This is a genomic window from Streptomyces sp. NPDC088246, assembly GCF_044741025.1.
GTDB lineage: Bacteria > Actinomycetota > Actinomycetes > Streptomycetales > Streptomycetaceae > Streptomyces.
Genome location: NZ_JBIURV010000053.1, coordinates 1 through 15,017, shown reverse-complemented (window position 1 = coordinate 15,017; position 15,017 = coordinate 1). Strand labels below are relative to the sequence as shown.

Sequence of the window (15,017 nt, the reverse complement as noted above, 5' to 3'; positions counted from 1 at the left end):
GAGCTGCCCAACATCAGCGCAGGGATGAGTCGCTGCCCTTTATTCCGGAAAAGTGCAAGCGGTCTCACTGAACTGCTTGCCCGAGCGCTCCGCGACCGCGGCCGCCAGGTCGACGTCGAACACCTTCACGTCTATCTGCCGCGCGTACTCAAGGCAGCCGACACCAGCACCGGAGCGAGCGCATGACGACCACGGCCCTGTACGAGATCGAGACCAGCGAAGGCGACGACGGCAGCGCCCATCCCGTCGAATGCATCTGGACCCCCGGCGAGGACGCCCGGGCTTCCCTGGGGCTGCGCCACCTGATCGCCTCTCCAGTGGGCGCACGTGGGCTTGGGGGAGAAGCCGACGCGCGAGCGTGAGGGAAGAGGGCCAGGTCAGCCCACTCTCTCTTTACCTACGGTTCCTTTTGGCTCTCTTCTGTTCTGGGTGCCGGTTTCCGGTACCTCAGCAGCCGGAAACCGGTACCTCGACGTACCGGAAACCGGCACCCCAGGGACCAGAAACCGGTACCGGCCTCGGTACTGGTGGGCTCGCGTATTCAACTGTCGTCAATTCATCATGGAACCCACCCTATTAATGACCGTGTGTGGTCGCCGGAGGCATGCTGGTTCCGGGTTCCACCGAACTCGGATGTGAAGCGGGATGTGAGGACGCGGTGGCAGACAGGGGTGGCGACGGAGGCGGACGTCCCAGGGGCTGCTTTCGGATTGCTGCGGTGCGGCTGGCAGTCTTGGGGGACGCCGAGATCGTCGATCAACTTGGAGAGCGCGAAGGGATGCAGCGGCTGACCGGCCCGCCGGCCGGGAAACAGCCAGGGCTCAAGAAGGCCCAGACCAAGGGTCTCCGGCCTGGGCCTTCTGCGCTTGCTGGAGGATAGATGACCTTCTCGAGGGTTACTTCACGTCGATGTAGTCCGCCGCGGAGGCGACCGCCGGGGTGGTGGACGTGCCTGCGAAGGAGTAGCGGAAGTAGCCGTCCGCCGTGGCCTTCGTCGTCGTCCTCAGGTTGCCCTTGCTGTCCGTCGTGACGGTCTTGAGGGGCTTGTAGGTGCTGGTGCCCTTCTTCTTGAACTGGAGCTTCACCGGCTGCTTGGTGTAGCCCCCGTTCTTGTAGGTCTCCCAGTTGGCGCGGGTCAGGGCGCCCGTGACGGTGATCGTCTTGTTCTTCTTCACCGGTTCCGGCGAGGCGTTGACCGTCAGCCTGGAGTTGCGCAGGACCTTTGCCTTCGCGGCGGAATCCTTGGTGATGTAGTCACCGTCGTTGGCCAGGGCGTGGGCTCTCACGGTCCAGGTCCCGGCCGTGGTGTTGTCCTGGGGGTGGATGCGCGGGTTGATTTTCAGCGCGTAGGTGCAGCCGGTGGCTGCGTGAGCTCCCGGCCAGCGGGGCGCCAGCGCCGAGCTCGTGGGAGAACTACGCGCGGGTGGTCAAGGAGTGGATGGAGTTTCTGGCCGAGCACGGGGTGAGCCTGTTCGACTCGCGGGAGCGATTGAAGGCGGGGCTGAGCCGGTACGCCGAGCACCGGGCCGCCGGGCCGTTGAAGGCCCGGTTCGCTGCGACGACGTGGGGCCAGCACATGAGCATCCCGTCGAAGTTCTACCGGTGGGCGATCAACGAGGGGTACGCGGAGGCCGATCCGTTCACCTACCGGGCCGCGCGGGCCCTGTTCGCGGGCACCGGCCGGGAGGTGAAGGTGAATCTGGCGGTCCGCCGCACCCCGAAGCCGCATGTGACGATCAAGTATCTGGAGCCGGACTTCACTGAGCTGTTCCGCAAGGGGCTGCGCGGGTTCGCGCCGGACGGCTCGCAGGACACCGGTTTCCACGGGCGGGAGCTGTCCCGCAACGGGGCGGTCGGGGATCACGCGCTGGCCACCGGGATGAGGCTGCAGGAGTTCACCTACCTGCTGCCCTCGGAGATCCCCTCCCTGCCGCCGGAGCCGACCGCGGTCCCCATCCCGTTCCCGGTGCCGGCCGGGATCACCAAGGGCAAGAAGTTCCGCACCACGCGGACCTCTTACGAGGCTCTGGCCGGGCTTCACGACTATTTCGACCTGGACCGCGCCGCCACGACGGAAGGCTCTCTCTGGCGGCCGCCACGGCGATGGGGCGAACCGCTGATGGTGACCGAGCCGGACGCCCGGGGAGGGCTGATCAACGGGATCCGGCGGCCCTGGGCGTTACTGACGCCGGCCGAGCGGCGCCGCCTGGTCGCCCCGGAGGGCGGTTCATGCCTGCTGGCGGTGAAGAACGGCGGCGGCCCGTTCACCGCCTGGGCCACGGTCTTCGAGCGCACATCCGACCGGATCCGGGCCCGCTTCGAGCCCCGATTCCCGCACGTCTGGCCCCACCGATGCCGCCACACCTTCTCGATGAGGACCTTGGAATACCTGGTCACCGGGCACTACCGGCAAGCGGCGAAGCTCGTGCGGGACACCGACGCAGACGCCGCCCTGGTCTTCTACCTCAGCAAGGCCGACCCACTGCTGGTACTTCGCGATCTTCTAGGACATTCCACCGTCCTCACCACGGAAAAATATCTCCGCCGCCTGGACACGACCTGCATCTACCGGGAGGCATACGAGGGCGCCGGAGCCGCTGTCGGGCTGACCGGCGACGCAGGCGCCGATCGGGAAGCCGCCGCCGAGTTGACCGAGGACATTGAGGACGGGGTCCTCTGATGCCGGCCATGCTGATCGACCAACCCCTTGGCATCACCTGCGTGTTAGCGGCTCCGGGCTCGACCCGGCGATCTCCCCGGCCTACGCCTACGAACAGGTCGACCGTGTCGCGAAGGCCCGCCACCTCGCCCCCGCCGAGGTCAGGAGGCTGGTCGCCCACTACGTCCAGGGACGTGCTCTCGGATTTCTGGGTCAGGAACGCGTCAATGTCGTCGAACTCAACCACGATCTGGCCAGGCTGATGTGACCAGAATGTGCGGGGCTGCCCTGCCGACGCGATGGCGGCCGAGGCAAGGACATGGACCGGTGTGGGGGCGTGACGTGGACGTGGGTGCCGTGGCCGTACTTGCAGGGATCACAGCGTTCGGCGGCATGTTCGCCGTCCTTGTGGGGGCCTATGGCGTGCGTCAGGCACGGCGTGTGAGCGAGACGGGAGTGCGTGTCCAGGCGCTGGTCAAGCGACGCCCGGGAGAGGCCCGTGAGGAGTCGGCCCCGACGCGCCCGCTGCTCCAATTCGTGACGGAGGACGACCGGGTGATGGAAGTCGTCTGTCCTGTTCCTCCCACCCGGCGACAGCCGATCAATGACGGCGATGACGTACTTGTCTCCTACGATCCGGCAGACCCGCGAAACGTCGTCGTCCACGGGCGGGAACGCTTGGGTCCTGAATGCGTATTCATCGCCGGGGGTGCCCTCGTCGCGTTGCTCTCGCTGCCCCTGTTCGCGGTCGCGATTGCGGGTCGGTGAACGATCCGGAACGATTCGCGCCGTCGCTTCGTGTGGGTGGAGTCCTTTGAGATGTGACCGGGCGTCGGCAGTGCGGGCTGATCGCCGGCCAGGACATCGGCTCGGCCGGCGGGCCGTTGCCGTCAGGTGTGGGCGCGGCCGGCCGTGTCGAGTTCCGCCCCGACCTGGTTGGCCAGGGTCACCGCGACCAGACGCGCGGCGAGCGGGGGCGCCGCTCCGGGAGAGGCCTGGAGCATGAACCGGCCGTGGAAGCGTCCCTTGTGGAAGACCCGCAGTTCCAGCTCCTCGCCGGGCAGGCCGTCGCGGTCGGCGTCCCAGCGGCGATGGTCCCAGGCAATGGTGCCGTCCTCCTTCAGACAGGGCGGGTGTCCGATGAGGGTGCCGTATTCGAAGCGGCAGTCGCTCAGGCCGAGGAGTCCCACGAGCTGCCGACACACATGGTCGATCACGGTGTGCGGGCTGGTGGAGGTCTCGGCCAGCCGGGCGGTGTGGTGGATCTGTGCCAGGTAGTGATCGTCGGTGAGGGCGATCACCTTGAGTTCCCGGGCCCGGGCCGCGAGCTGGGAGACGGCGATGCCGACGACAAGGAGCAGCACAGCAGTGGTGATGTCGTCGGCCTTGGTGATGGCCAACTGTCCGTATGGGCGGGTGAGGAGGAAGCCGAACCACACCGCTGCGGACAGGGCCGTGAGCGCACCGGCCAGGCGATGGCCCAGGGCGGCCACGGCCACCACGGTGACGACGAGTACAAGGGCCGCATCGGTGTTGGACATGTCGGTCCTGACGGGCACCAGCACCGCGCACACGACCGGTGGCAGCGCGAGGGCGGCCCCGACCGCCACCTGGCCCCGGGTGAGGTACAGAAGCATGAGGCCCACCTCCACCTCAGGTGTAGCGGGGGCCGACGCTTCCGTGTTCATTTCTGTCCCGCCTTGATGACTCCTTGACGATGCCGATGGGCGCACCGATCAGCTGGACCAGCCCCCGTCCGCTACTGCTCGTAGCGATGAACGGCACAGCGTGTCGAACACGCCCGGACATCGATGCCGGGTCGCCCGCGATGTCCGGCACAGCGCCGAACGGGGTCGTGGCGTCGTCAATCGGGCGTCAAGGGTCGGGTGTGCGGGATCAAGGAGCCGCTAACGGAGACCTCCGGCCCGGTGGGAGCGGGCATAGCGTCACCGGTATGCCCCGGCTTGCCAGTGGTCCGGGGGGGATGTACCCGTCTCCATGAGGAGTGCTATGAACGACAACCAGCGTGCCGAGGACCCCGACCCCCTTCAATCGAACCGGACCGGAGCGTTGTTCGTTCCGGTCCGGCCGGGGCCCGCGGGCTACTGTGCCCGCCTCTTCCGTACGCCCCTTGGCGTCCGCACCGCAGTCGCCTTCACCAACGAGCGACGATTGACCCTCACCCTGGGACAGCGGCAGACCTGGATCCGGCTCTCCGAGCCGGCTGTACGTGCCCTCGTCGCGCCCTTGGGGGTTGCCGACCTCGTCGTCGACCCGCTACTCGCTGCCCCCGGGCCCAGTGCCACACCCGCGGTGAAGTTCACTCGCCGTCCGGTCCCTGCGCCGCAGCGTGAGCACCGGCCGGACTGGGATCTGCGAGCGGTCGATGTTGTCCACGCGACCGGCACACAGTCGTTGTCTCCTGCGTCAACCTCTTGATCGGCTGAGGGAACACCATGACCACAACACTGCCAGGACTGTCCGTTCCGGCGCCGGCACCGACCATGCCGCACGCAGCCCCCGTGCCGGCGGGCAACGCCGCAAGTCTGTCCGTCTGGCCCGCTTCGGCGCGGCTCGCCTCCCGCGGCGATGTCGCGGTGGGAGGCGTCTCCCTCGCCGAGGCGGCCGAGCGGTTCGGCACCCCGGTCTATCTCCTCGACGAGGGAGAGGTGCGCGAACGCTGCCGCACCTACCTGCGGGCCTTCCCGGACACCGATGTCGTCTACGCGGCGAAGGCCTTCCTGTGCCGCGCCCTCCTGCACTGGGTGCAGGAGGAGGGCCTCGGCCTGGACGTCTGCTCCGCAGGCGAGCTGGAACTCGCCGTCACCACCGGCTTCCCGCCCGAGCGCATCGTGCTGCACGGCAACGCCAAGAGTCCGGACGACCTGAGCGCCGCACTGCGCCTGGGCGTCGGACGGATCGTCATCGACAGCGCGTGGGAGATCGCCCGGCTGTCCGCACTCATCCCGGCCGACGGCCGCCAGAAGGTGCTGGTGCGCGTGGTTCCGGGCGTGAGCGCCGGCAGCCACGCCGCGATCCGCACCGGCACGGACGACCAGAAGTTCGGGCTGTCGATCACCGACGGGAGCGCTCAGCACGCCATCGCCCGAATACTCGACCAGCCGCGACTGGAACTGGCCGGACTGCACTGCCACATCGGCTCGCAGATCACCACGGTCAAGCCCTACCTGACTGCGCTGCGACGAGTGGTCGGGCTGCTTGCCCAGATCCGCCACCAGCACGCAATCGTCCTGCCGGAGCTGGACCTGGGCGGCGGGCACGCGGTCGCCTACCGGCCGGGGGAGACCGCGCTCGACATACCCTCCCTCGGCGCCCGCATCCGCCGCGAACTGGCCACGAGCTGCGCCGCGGCCGGTATCCCCGTGCCTCGTCTCACCGTCGAGCCCGGCCGTGCGCTGGTCGGGCCCGCAGGCGTGGCGCTCTACCGGGTGCTCGCCGTCAAGAGGACCGGCGACCGGATCTTCGTCGCCGTGGACGGCGGAATGAGCGACAACCCGCGGCCCGCGCTGTACGGCGTCCGCTACGCACCCCGGCTCATCGGCCGTCGCTCGACGGCCGAGCCCTGCACGGCGACCGTCGTCGGCCGGCATTGCGAGGCGGGTGATGTGCTCGCCGCCGAAGTGGCCATGCCGGGCGACATCCGCCCGGGCGACCTGGTCGCCATCCCGGTCGCCGGCGCCTACCACCTCTCCATGGCGTCCAGTTACAACGCGGTCGGCCGCCCGCCGGTGGTCGCCGTCCACGACGGCCGCGCGCGGCTGCTGGTTCGCCGCGAATCCCTCGCCGACATCAACGGCCGCGACGTCGGTCTCTGAACCGCGCGCACATGCCCGTAACGCTCCCGACGACCGCCGACCGTGAAGGAGCCGATATGTCCTGCACCAGCCGTCCGTCCCTCGGGAGCAGCCGTGACCACTGAGAGGGCGATAAGAGCCAGCTCGACCCAATTTACGCGATCACTCCGGAGGCTCACAGGGGGACTTACCGGACAGAACTCCCTCCAGCGAGGTGGGGAGTCACGGGTCGAAGCCCGCCAATGAGGTCGTCCACGCGAATTCCGCAGGCGGTAGCCCGCCATCAGGAGGGGCAGATCGGCACCAAGTCTGAGGAACCGGCTCTTATCGCCCTCTGAGAACATCATCGGTCTGATCGTCGCTGTGAGCCTCCTCGGATACCTGGTACTGGCCATCAAGTTCCCGGATCGATTCTGACGACGACTTCTCGCATCGGTCGGCCGGCGGGGCCGTCCGACGGCCCGCATCGCTCTGTCGTCACTTCACCGACAGAGCAAGGGGTGGAAGGGCAGCCGGCACCCGGCATGCGAGTCGGACCGGCGTACTGGATGTGCCGAGAGGACCTGCGTATGGCCGCCCGACGCCGAACCCGCCGCGGGGCGGCCTACCAGGGCCGCTCCGCACTCGAATCAGATGGTGTCTCTCATGATCCAGCTCCGGCCGAACGGCCTCTCCGCGCTCACCCGGTGGTTCCCCGCCGGATCGGCGGGATCCGCCACCCTGGTCGAACACGTCCTCGGCACCGGAACCGGCCGTTGGTGGGCGGACAGCGCTCTCCAGCCACAGGTCGTTGCCGTGAGCTGTGCGAACCATGTACTCCTGCGCGGCGATCCGCACGCGCTCGCCCTGGGCTCCCTGGCCCCGTTCGCCGACAGTTACGTGGAGGCGCCGTCTCGCTTCCTGCCGGTCCTGGGCGCCTCCTTCGACAGGATCGTGCCAGCAGGGCGGATGGTGTACATCCGCCGTGCGCCCGCATTCTCACCGGCGCCGCGGTCACCGCATGGTGTGACGGTACGCCCGCTCGTACGCGAGGACGCGCGGGCACTCGCCGCGCTGGGGCCGACAGAGGCCTGGATCCACGCGAGTTGGGAAGGCCCGGCGGGGCTCGCTGCTTCCGGATGTGGCTGGGCTGCCTTCCACAAGGGCCGGATTCTCACCGTGGCCTGCACATACTTCCGCGGCAGCGTGTACGAGGACATCGCATGCGCCACAGTCCCCGACCGCCGACGTGAGCACCTCGCCCACGCCTGCGTCACCGGTCTGTGCGCGGACATCGCCGCCCGCGGCCGCACCGCGATTCTGTCCTGCTCCCGCGACGACCGTGCCAGCCGCCTCCTGGCCTGGACCGCCGGATTCCGGCTGCAATGCGAGTACGTCCACTACGCGACCGGGCGGCCCACCGCGTTGCGCCTCCCCAGGCCCAGAGTCTCTCTCTGCACGCCGAGGACGGCATCTGATCAGCACCCATGGGTTTGGGGGCGGCCAGATTCGTCGCAGAACAAGTTGGGCGAGTGGCGCCCGACCGTCGGCGAGAGGGGGGCATTCTCTCCCCCGACCCCGCCCAACCGCCGTCCTCGCACATGACGCATGCGCGGGAGGTCTCGTGCTTGAGCGAGAGCCTGACGACCAGTGGTGGAGGACCGTTTACGACTTCGGTGAACGCTCAGGGAATCAGCACGCCCCCCGATCTCGGCGGCCTGCCAGGACAGTCGGAGGCCGAACTGGCCTCCCGGGCCTGGGGGAGCGAGGCGGGAGAGCCGGGGAGGTTCAGGAAGCCGCTCGCGTCGGCCAACGTCGCCGTAGGCGAGAGCGAGGGCGGCGGCTCGCTCGACTCCGGCCGCTCGCAGAGTCTGCTCGTCGGGACGTGCCGCGATCAGCAGTTCGACGGGGGACCGCGGGGCGCGGTGGAGTGTGTCGATCTCACCACCGTGCTCGTCGTGGCGGGACGGCAGGATGACGGTAGCGGTCTCACCGCAGACGGCGTCGAGCTCGACCGCGAGACGGCGGGCCAGCCCGTCGTCACCGCAGATCACCATGTGCTGTGAGCGTGGCGCAACTTGCGTGGTAGAAGGGGAAGTTGAGGTCACACCCGTCAGCCTGCCGCTTCGAAGGCCGCTGATTCCCGTTCGCACGGAAGTTCGGCATCAAGGTCATGTATGGGGAGGGACAATCGGCATCCGAGGTGACCGTCGGCGGGGGCCGCGACGCGTGAGCCAGGGCCCTTTGGTGAAGCGGCCGGTGCGGTAGTGCCGACGATCGCGCCGGAACGCGAGCGGCACAGCGATCCGGGCTGAGCCTGACAGCGCGGGAGGGTTGCCGCTCGACGTCGTCGGCATCGGACGTGAGTCCGGTTTGAAGGTCCGTCATGACCCTGGAGGTGTCACAAACATTTACCAGAACATGCTCGGTTCCACTTTTGACTGAGAACGAGTTGTGACAGTAAATCGGCGATCCGGGCCGCTTTCACGGGCGGCTCTTGATCTCGCTCCGGGAAAGGCTCGTTTGTGACAGCCGGCTGCGGCCTCCGCCCCCGCAGCGCCGCACAGTCGGGCCTGAATCCGGCTCGGCTTGACCTTGACCCTGCGTCACGATTGGGCCATCGACTCGTGAGCACCTCACACCAGGCCCCGCTGGGGCACTTCTACGGCATCGACGGACGGCGCCTGTTCCTCCACCGCTCGGGCACGGGAGGGCCGGCCGTGGTGTTCCTGCACGGTGCCAGCGCTGTCGGGACCACCTGGAGATCCACGACCGAGTCTCCGGGTTCACCACGTTCGTCCTCTACGACCGCGGCGGCACGGGCTGGAGCGACCCGGCCGACCTGCCGCGCACCGCGGCCGAGGGCGCCACCGAACTGCAGAAGCTGCTGCGCGCAGCCGGTGTGCCCGGACCTTATGTACTGGTTGCGCACTACATTGGCGGCGCCTACGCGCGCCGCTTCGCTCAGCTGTTCCCCGACGAGGTGGCGTATCTGGGCACGATTTCGCAGGACGCGAACCAGAACTCGCCGCAGCAGGCCACGCGGCATCATCGCATCGCCCGGCGCTGCGCCCCGTCAGCCGCGCTCATTTGCGCCGATCGTCGCCATGGCCGCCCCCGCCTGGTCGGCCAGGGTCACCGCCACCAGTCTCGCCTGCAACGAGGCAGGCTCCGCGCCGGGCGTGGGCACGAGCATGAACCTGCCGTAGTAGTGGCCGTTGCCGGTCGCGCGCAGCTCGATCTCCTCCTCCGGCCAGCCCCTCCGCTCCATGTCCCACGTTCGCCGCCCGACGACCACGTCGCCGTCCTGTTCCAGCCGCGGTGGGTGCCCCAGCAGCGTTCCGTACTCGAACCGGCAGCCCTTCAGCCCGAGCAGCCGGGTCAGCTCGCCCCGGACGTGGTCGACCACCGCGTCGGGGGAAGTCGTCGACTGTGCCAGCTGCGCAGTGCCGTGGATGGCGGCCAGGTGGCCCGCGTCGGTGATAGCGACCACCTTCAGCCGTCGGGCCCGTGCCGCCAGCTGCGAGACGATCAGGCCGACCACCAGGAGCAGCACGGCTGTCTGAATATCGTCGCGGTTGTCGATGGTCAAGCGTTGGTATGGCTTGGTGAGGAAGAAGTCGAACCAGACGGCGGCCGAAAGTGCGGCGAGCGCGCCTGCCACCCGGTTTCCGATTGCGGCGACCGCCACGACGACCACGACGAGGATAAGCGCCGCGTTCGTGCTGGTGAGGTCCGTACGGAAGGGCACGAGGATTCCGGCGACGGCGGGCGGGCAGACCAGGGCCGCGGCCACAGCCACTGTGTCCCGCAGCGGGAAACCGGACATGAGTGCCTCCAGACTCTGACTTCCACGATGCTCCCTCACCGCCGGAAGCGGTAGCCGAGACCGGGTTCGGTGATCAAATGCTGCGGATGGGCGGGGTCGGCTTCCAGCTTCTGCCGCAGCGTGGCCATGTACACCCGCAGATAGTGGGAGTCCTTGCGGTGTTCATCACCCCAGACCTCGCGGAGCAGCGCTTCTCCCGCTACCAGCCGCTCGGGGCTGCGCAGCAGCATGCCGAGCAGCCGCGATTCGGCCGGTGTCAGAATGCACGCTGTGCCCCGTTCTCGGTCCGGAAGGTGCATCGGGTCTGCGGGTAATCGTGCAGTCGGTCAGGTCCACGGGGTACGGGCCGAGGTCGACGCTCCCGGGGGTTTTCGAGGGCCTGGGGCCTGCCGAGGAACGGCGCGCAGCTGGACGGCGAGCTCGTCGACCGGGCGCCCTGCGGCGAGGCGCAGGGCGGTTCCGGCATCCGGTGCGGTGGAAACCGAGTAGTCGCGGGCCCGGAGTGCGGTGCTCAGGACATGCCGGCAGGCCTCGATGCCGGGATGCGCGCCGCGGCCGCGCCTCACCGCAGTGAAGACGCTGCGAGCCCGCTGTCCGCGGGGGAGCTCCCGTAGGGCGACCGTCGGGCTGCCGCCGCCCCACACGAGGTCGGGCAGAAACGCGGCAGCATGACCCTGCTCGACAAGTCGGGCATGGAAGAGGAGATCGGTGGACTCGAATCGCACGTCCGGCTCGAATCCGGCGTTGCGGCACAGGGCCATCGCCCAGTGCCTGGCGACTGTGCCCTCGGGTTCCATGACCCAGGGGTGATCCGCCAGTGACCGGAGCACTGCTGTGGGGCCCTCCGCGTCCGTGGCCTCGGGCAGAGCCAGGCGCAGCGGGTCCTCGCACAGGCCCTCCTGCTCCAGCTCCTCCGGCCGATGGTTCGGGTTGCCCGGGTACTCCTCGGCGACGACGAGGTCGACGTCGCAGGCAAGCAGTGCCGGGAGGGCCATCTCCGGTTCCATCTGCGTGACGTGGACCCGCAGCCGCGGGTGCACATCACGGAGCAGCAACGCGTCGGGCAGCAGCGCGAGCGCCGCGGTCTGGAACGACGCGATGCGCAGCGTCCCAGTGAGGTCGGTGAGCGATGTGGCGATGTCGGCCTCGGCCCGCTCCAGCCGTTCGAGCACCGCCTCGGTGTGCGCGACCAGGATTTCGGCCTGCGGAGTGAGTCGTACGCGTCGCCCCACTGGTTCAAAGAGCGGGACGCCGACCTCCGACTCCAGTCGCGAGAGCCGCTGGGAGACCGAAGAGGGGCTGTAGGAGAGGGCGATGGCGACGGCCGCGAGCGTGCCCCGGTGCTTGAGCTCGCGCAGCAGCCGCAGCCGCAGCCGGTGGAGATCGAACATCGGTGAACCGGCCGGCAACCACGGCCGGACAGTTGCCTCCATGGCCCGCCTGCTTGGCCAGAGTGCCCACGTCTTCGTCCCGCACGGTGTCCACCCCGCGGCCGCCGCAGCCATCGCCGCCGAAGGGGCCGAGGTCACCCGGGTCGCCGGACCGTACGACGCAGCCGTTCGCCGGGCAGCCGAGGCAGCGGCCGCCCCGGACGCGGTGCTGGTCCAGGACACCGCCTGGCGCGGCTACGAGATCCTCGGCTGGATCGTCGACGGCTACTCCACCCTGTGCGCTGAGATCGATGCTCAACTTGCCGCCGTCGCAGTCGCCTCGCCCGGCCTCGTCGCCGTGCCTGTCGGTGTGGGTTCGCTCGCTCAGGCTGTCGTCACTCACTACCGCAGCCGCCCCGTCGGACAGGCACCGGCCCTGATAGCTGTGGAACCCGACGCCGCGGCCTGCGTGCTCCAGAGCCTAAACCGCGGCGAACCGGTCAGTGTCGCCACCGGGGAGACCACCGTGGCAGGAATGAACTGCGGCTCCCCTCCAGCATCGCCTGGCCCTGCCTGCGCGACGGCCTGGATGCCGCGATCGCCGTTGACGGCCCTCTGAGCGATCGATGCGAAGCCTCGGCGCGTCCTTGACGTCCCGCGCCGCAGTGGTCCCGCCACACTGTCCCTGGACAGCCCCCGCACCCCTGCATCGCGAGGTTTCCCATGGCGTACGGTCTTGCCCGCCGAGAGCTGCGGCCGAGAGTTCCGCTGCAACACGGGGAGGGCAACAAGCACCACCTGACCAGCATCGAGGGGCTTGCCGCACTGTCCTTGGACGCGCTGAGCTCGGTCGCGTACGGACCCGAGGCGATCGTGCTCGTCCTGATCGCTGCCGGGACCGGGGCGCTGACTGCCACGCTGCCGGTGACGCTGGTCATCGCCGCTCTGCTTGCGGTGCTGGTGGTTTCGTACGGCCAGGTGATCGCCGTGCACCCGGACGGCGGTGGCGCCTACGCGGTGGCGAAGAGGGACCTCGGTCCCAGGACGAGTCTGCTCGCAGCGGCCAGCCTCGTCGTCGACTACGTGCTGACTGTGACCGTCAGTCTGGCCGCCGGCGCCGCGAGTCTTGCTTCCGCCTTCCCCTGGCTCGGGGAGCATCTGCTTGCCGTCTGTCTCATCGGGCTCGCCCTGCTCACCGCTGTGAACCTGCGGGGAGTGGCCGAGAGTGCCCGGGTGCTCATGCTGCCCACCGTGCTGTTCATCGTGAGCATCCTCGGCATCATCGTTCTGGGACTGCTGCGTGACCACCCTGCGGCCGTCGTCGGCAGTGCACAACCCGTTCATGCCGCCGAAGCACTGGGGCTGTTGCTGCTTCTGAAGGCGTTTTCCTCCGGCTGCTCCGCGCTGACCGGAGTGGAGGCCATCGCCAACGGGGTGCCCGCGTTCCGCCAGCCCCGTGTCAAGCGGGCGCAGTGCACCGAGCTGATGCTGGGCGCGCTGCTCGGGCTGATGCTGATCGGCCTTGCGGTGCTGATCCGCCGCGACCATGTGGCCCCGCGCGAGGGTGTGACCGTCCTCGCGCAGCTGACTGCAGGCTCGTACGGGACGGGCTGGGCGTACTACGCGACCAACCTTGTCGTCACCCTGGCCCTTCTTTTCGCCGCCAACACGAGTTTCGGCGGCCTGCCCGTCCTGATGAGCCTGCTTGCCAGGGATCACCGGCTGCCTCATCTCTTCGGGCTGCGCACGGAACGCCCGGTGTACCGCTGGGGCGTGGTGGCGCTCGCCCTGCTCGCGGCGCTGTTGCTGATCGCCGTGAACGCCGACACGCACCGGATGATCCCGCTGTTCGCGATCGGCGTGTTCATCGGCTTCACGATCAGCCAGATCGGGCTCGTACGGCACTGGGCGGGGCAGCGGCCGCCCGGCTGGCTCCGGCGTGCGGTGCTCAACGGCGTCGGCGCGGTGCTGACCACCGTGGCACTGCTGGTCCTGCTGGCCACCAAGTTCCTCGAAGGAGCTTGGGTGGTGGTCGTCGCGGTGCCGTTGCTGATGCTGCTGTTCGCCCGCGTCCAGCGTTACTACACAGTGGTTGGCGTGGAACTCGGGCTCGGCGAGATCCCGCCGCCGGTGCGGCACACCGATTCCCTGGTCATCGTGCCGGTCGGCGAGGTCAGCAAGCTCACCCAGCATGCGCTGACGGCAGCCCGCGCCCTCGGCGGTGAGGTCGTCGCGGTAGCCGTGCACGGTGATCCCGCCAAGGTCCGCAGCCTGAGGGAGAGTTGGGCGCGCTGGAATCCGGGGGTACGTCTGGACATCATCGACAGCCCGCAGCGCTCGCTGGTGCAGCCCATCGTCGAGTACGTGCGGCAGGAGGCAGAAAGGGGACGGCAGATCGCCGTTCTCATCCCCGAGGTCGAGCCGCGCCACCGCCGCTACAAGATCCTTCAGAACCAGCGCGGCATCCTGCTGGCCACCGCGCTGAGAGCACGTACCGACGTCGTCGTCTGCATCCTCCCGTACCGGCTGAGTCTGTAAAGGGTGACGTGCTGACCGCCACAGGATCAGCCACTGCCTTCGCTACAGCAGCCCGTCGGCGATGGTGCCGAGGGAGAGGGCCGGAAGGAAGTTGAGCAGCGCCAGAATGACGGCTGCTCCGGTGGCCAGGACGACAAAGTTGACGCCGTGGGCACGCAGCCTGCCGCCGTTTTGAACAGAACCCCAGGTTAGGGTCAGACCGGGCAGCACGCTTGATGCCCCGCGTCGTGCAGTCGGTGGGAGAAGTCCTGCCACCTTTGCAGTAGGTGTCCGGGGCTGGGCTCTGAACTGGGGGCTCTCGGGGAAGTGCCTGCTGACCATCGGAAACGCCTCTCGGTAGTTCTCACTGGTCAGTAGCGTTTCCCCTGGTCATGGGCCCTGGATGTGCCCTCCCGGGACGTGTGCCCGTTGGGATGTGTTTCGGTACGCAGGTTTGATACTCGCCCGACGAGGTGCCACCTCGTGACCCCGCGAGAGGGCTGCCTGCGCATGGGCGCGGGTGCCGTCTTCGGGAGTCAGGCGCGGTACTTCTCGATCCAGGTCATAGGGACCGTGTCGACTGTCCCGGACGGACTCGGAGTCTCGTCCCCGGATGGAGGCGAGGGTCTGCGCGCGCTCGCGAATTCAGGCGGCCGACTTGCGGGTGGTCCGGTCCGGTAGCCAGCCGAGCTCGATGAAGGGCTGGTCCGTCATGGGGTAGTCACTCGTCAGCGATGGCAAGGTGCCCCCGGCCAGTCTCAGAGGGTGTTCGGTACCGTTTCATGCTGCCGCGGGCGGTTTCGGGCGGAGGTATTGCCCGATTTGACTCGGGCTCGCGGTCAGCCTGC

General features: G+C 68.7%; 14 protein-coding genes and 3 pseudogenes. 11 read left to right on the top strand and 6 right to left on the bottom strand.

Translation table 11 applies throughout. From position 1 onward, the window contains the following. Nucleotides 1–182 precede the first annotated feature (182 nt). Entirely contained in the window at nucleotides 183–362 is a 180-nt protein-coding gene (locus tag ACIPEK_RS38910) for a hypothetical protein (protein WP_402006424.1), read from the top strand. Between the two features lie 534 nt (nucleotides 363–896). On the opposite strand, the pseudogene ACIPEK_RS38905 reads toward ACIPEK_RS38910, so the two are convergent. After that, nucleotides 897–1,361: pseudogene (locus ACIPEK_RS38905) on the bottom strand (calcium-binding protein); the annotation flags it as partial. 2 nt (nucleotides 1,362–1,363) lie between these two features. On the opposite strand from ACIPEK_RS38905, the gene ACIPEK_RS38900 reads away from it, so the two are divergent. The 3 genes from ACIPEK_RS38900 to ACIPEK_RS38890 are packed head-to-tail and all read left to right on the top strand — an operon-like array spanning nucleotide 1,364 to nucleotide 3,427. Further along, nucleotides 1,364–2,680 (top strand): site-specific integrase, encoded by a 1,317-nt coding sequence (locus tag ACIPEK_RS38900; protein ID WP_402006470.1) that lies wholly within the window; start codon nucleotides 1,364–1,366, stop codon nucleotides 2,678–2,680. Then, a complete protein-coding gene (locus tag ACIPEK_RS38895; protein WP_402006421.1) occupies nucleotides 2,661–2,927 on the top strand; it encodes a potassium-transporting ATPase subunit C in 267 nt (88 codons plus the stop codon). The genes ACIPEK_RS38900 and ACIPEK_RS38895 overlap by 20 nt, the downstream gene beginning before the upstream one ends. 5 nt (nucleotides 2,928–2,932) lie before the next feature. After that, nucleotides 2,933–3,427 (top strand): DUF3592 domain-containing protein, encoded by a 495-nt coding sequence (locus tag ACIPEK_RS38890; protein ID WP_402006418.1) that lies wholly within the window; start codon nucleotides 2,933–2,935, stop codon nucleotides 3,425–3,427. Between the two features lie 122 nt (nucleotides 3,428–3,549). Here the strand turns inward: ACIPEK_RS38890 and ACIPEK_RS38885 are convergent, their stop codons facing one another. Beyond that, entirely contained in the window at nucleotides 3,550–4,296 is a 747-nt protein-coding gene (locus ACIPEK_RS38885; RefSeq protein WP_402006415.1) for a DUF4118 domain-containing protein, read from the bottom strand. Between the two features lie 373 nt (nucleotides 4,297–4,669). Between ACIPEK_RS38885 and ACIPEK_RS38880 the strand changes: the two genes are divergently transcribed. The 5 genes from ACIPEK_RS38880 (at nucleotide 4,670) to ACIPEK_RS38860 (ending at nucleotide 8,519) form a co-directional block, all read left to right on the top strand. Beyond that, nucleotides 4,670–5,098 carry an SAV_915 family protein gene (locus ACIPEK_RS38880; RefSeq protein ID WP_402006412.1) on the top strand — a complete coding sequence of 143 codons (429 nt, stop codon included), beginning with the start codon at nucleotides 4,670–4,672 and terminating at the stop codon, nucleotides 5,096–5,098. Nucleotides 5,099–5,163: 65 nt separating this feature from the next. Further along, nucleotides 5,164–6,495, top strand: a complete 1,332-nt coding sequence (lysA, locus tag ACIPEK_RS38875) for a diaminopimelate decarboxylase (RefSeq protein ID WP_402006467.1) — start codon at nucleotides 5,164–5,166, stop codon at nucleotides 6,493–6,495. Between the two features lie 261 nt (nucleotides 6,496–6,756). Continuing rightward, nucleotides 6,757–6,891, top strand: a complete 135-nt coding sequence (kdpF, locus tag ACIPEK_RS38870; protein ID WP_402006465.1) for a K(+)-transporting ATPase subunit F — start codon at nucleotides 6,757–6,759, stop codon at nucleotides 6,889–6,891. Nucleotides 6,892–7,119: 228 nt separating this feature from the next. Next, a complete protein-coding gene (locus ACIPEK_RS38865; protein ID WP_402006409.1) occupies nucleotides 7,120–8,058 on the top strand; it encodes a GNAT family N-acetyltransferase in 939 nt (312 codons plus the stop codon). 71 nt (nucleotides 8,059–8,129) lie between these two features. Continuing rightward, entirely contained in the window at nucleotides 8,130–8,519 is a 390-nt protein-coding gene (locus ACIPEK_RS38860) for a hypothetical protein (RefSeq protein ID WP_402006407.1), read from the top strand. A gap of 1,010 nt (nucleotides 8,520–9,529) precedes the next feature. Here the strand turns inward: ACIPEK_RS38860 and ACIPEK_RS38855 are convergent. The 3 genes and pseudogenes from ACIPEK_RS38855 to ACIPEK_RS38845 form a co-directional block, all read right to left on the bottom strand. After that, complete coding sequence (locus ACIPEK_RS38855) at nucleotides 9,530–10,282, bottom strand: DUF4118 domain-containing protein (protein WP_402006404.1); 753 nt, start codon at nucleotides 10,280–10,282, stop codon at nucleotides 9,530–9,532. Nucleotides 10,283–10,317: 35 nt separating this feature from the next. Next, nucleotides 10,318–10,581: a winged helix-turn-helix domain-containing protein gene (locus ACIPEK_RS38850; protein WP_402006401.1), complete on the bottom strand. Its 264-nt coding sequence runs from the start codon at nucleotides 10,579–10,581 to the stop codon at nucleotides 10,318–10,320. Between the two features lie 180 nt (nucleotides 10,582–10,761). Further along, a pseudogene (locus tag ACIPEK_RS38845) lies at nucleotides 10,762–11,673 on the bottom strand (LysR family transcriptional regulator); the annotation flags it as partial. Between the two features lie 13 nt (nucleotides 11,674–11,686). Here ACIPEK_RS38845 and ACIPEK_RS38840 point away from each other — a divergent pair. Then, nucleotides 11,687–12,258: pseudogene (locus ACIPEK_RS38840) on the top strand (pyridoxal-phosphate dependent enzyme); the annotation flags it as partial. 117 nt (nucleotides 12,259–12,375) lie between these two features. Continuing rightward, a complete protein-coding gene (locus ACIPEK_RS38835; protein WP_402006399.1) occupies nucleotides 12,376–14,190 on the top strand; it encodes an APC family permease in 1,815 nt (604 codons plus the stop codon). Between the two features lie 42 nt (nucleotides 14,191–14,232). Here ACIPEK_RS38835 and ACIPEK_RS38830 read toward each other — a convergent pair whose 3' ends face one another. Further along, nucleotides 14,233–14,445 (bottom strand): potassium-transporting ATPase subunit KdpA, encoded by a 213-nt coding sequence (locus ACIPEK_RS38830; protein ID WP_402006396.1) that lies wholly within the window; start codon nucleotides 14,443–14,445, stop codon nucleotides 14,233–14,235. Nucleotides 14,446–15,017 lie beyond the last annotated feature (572 nt).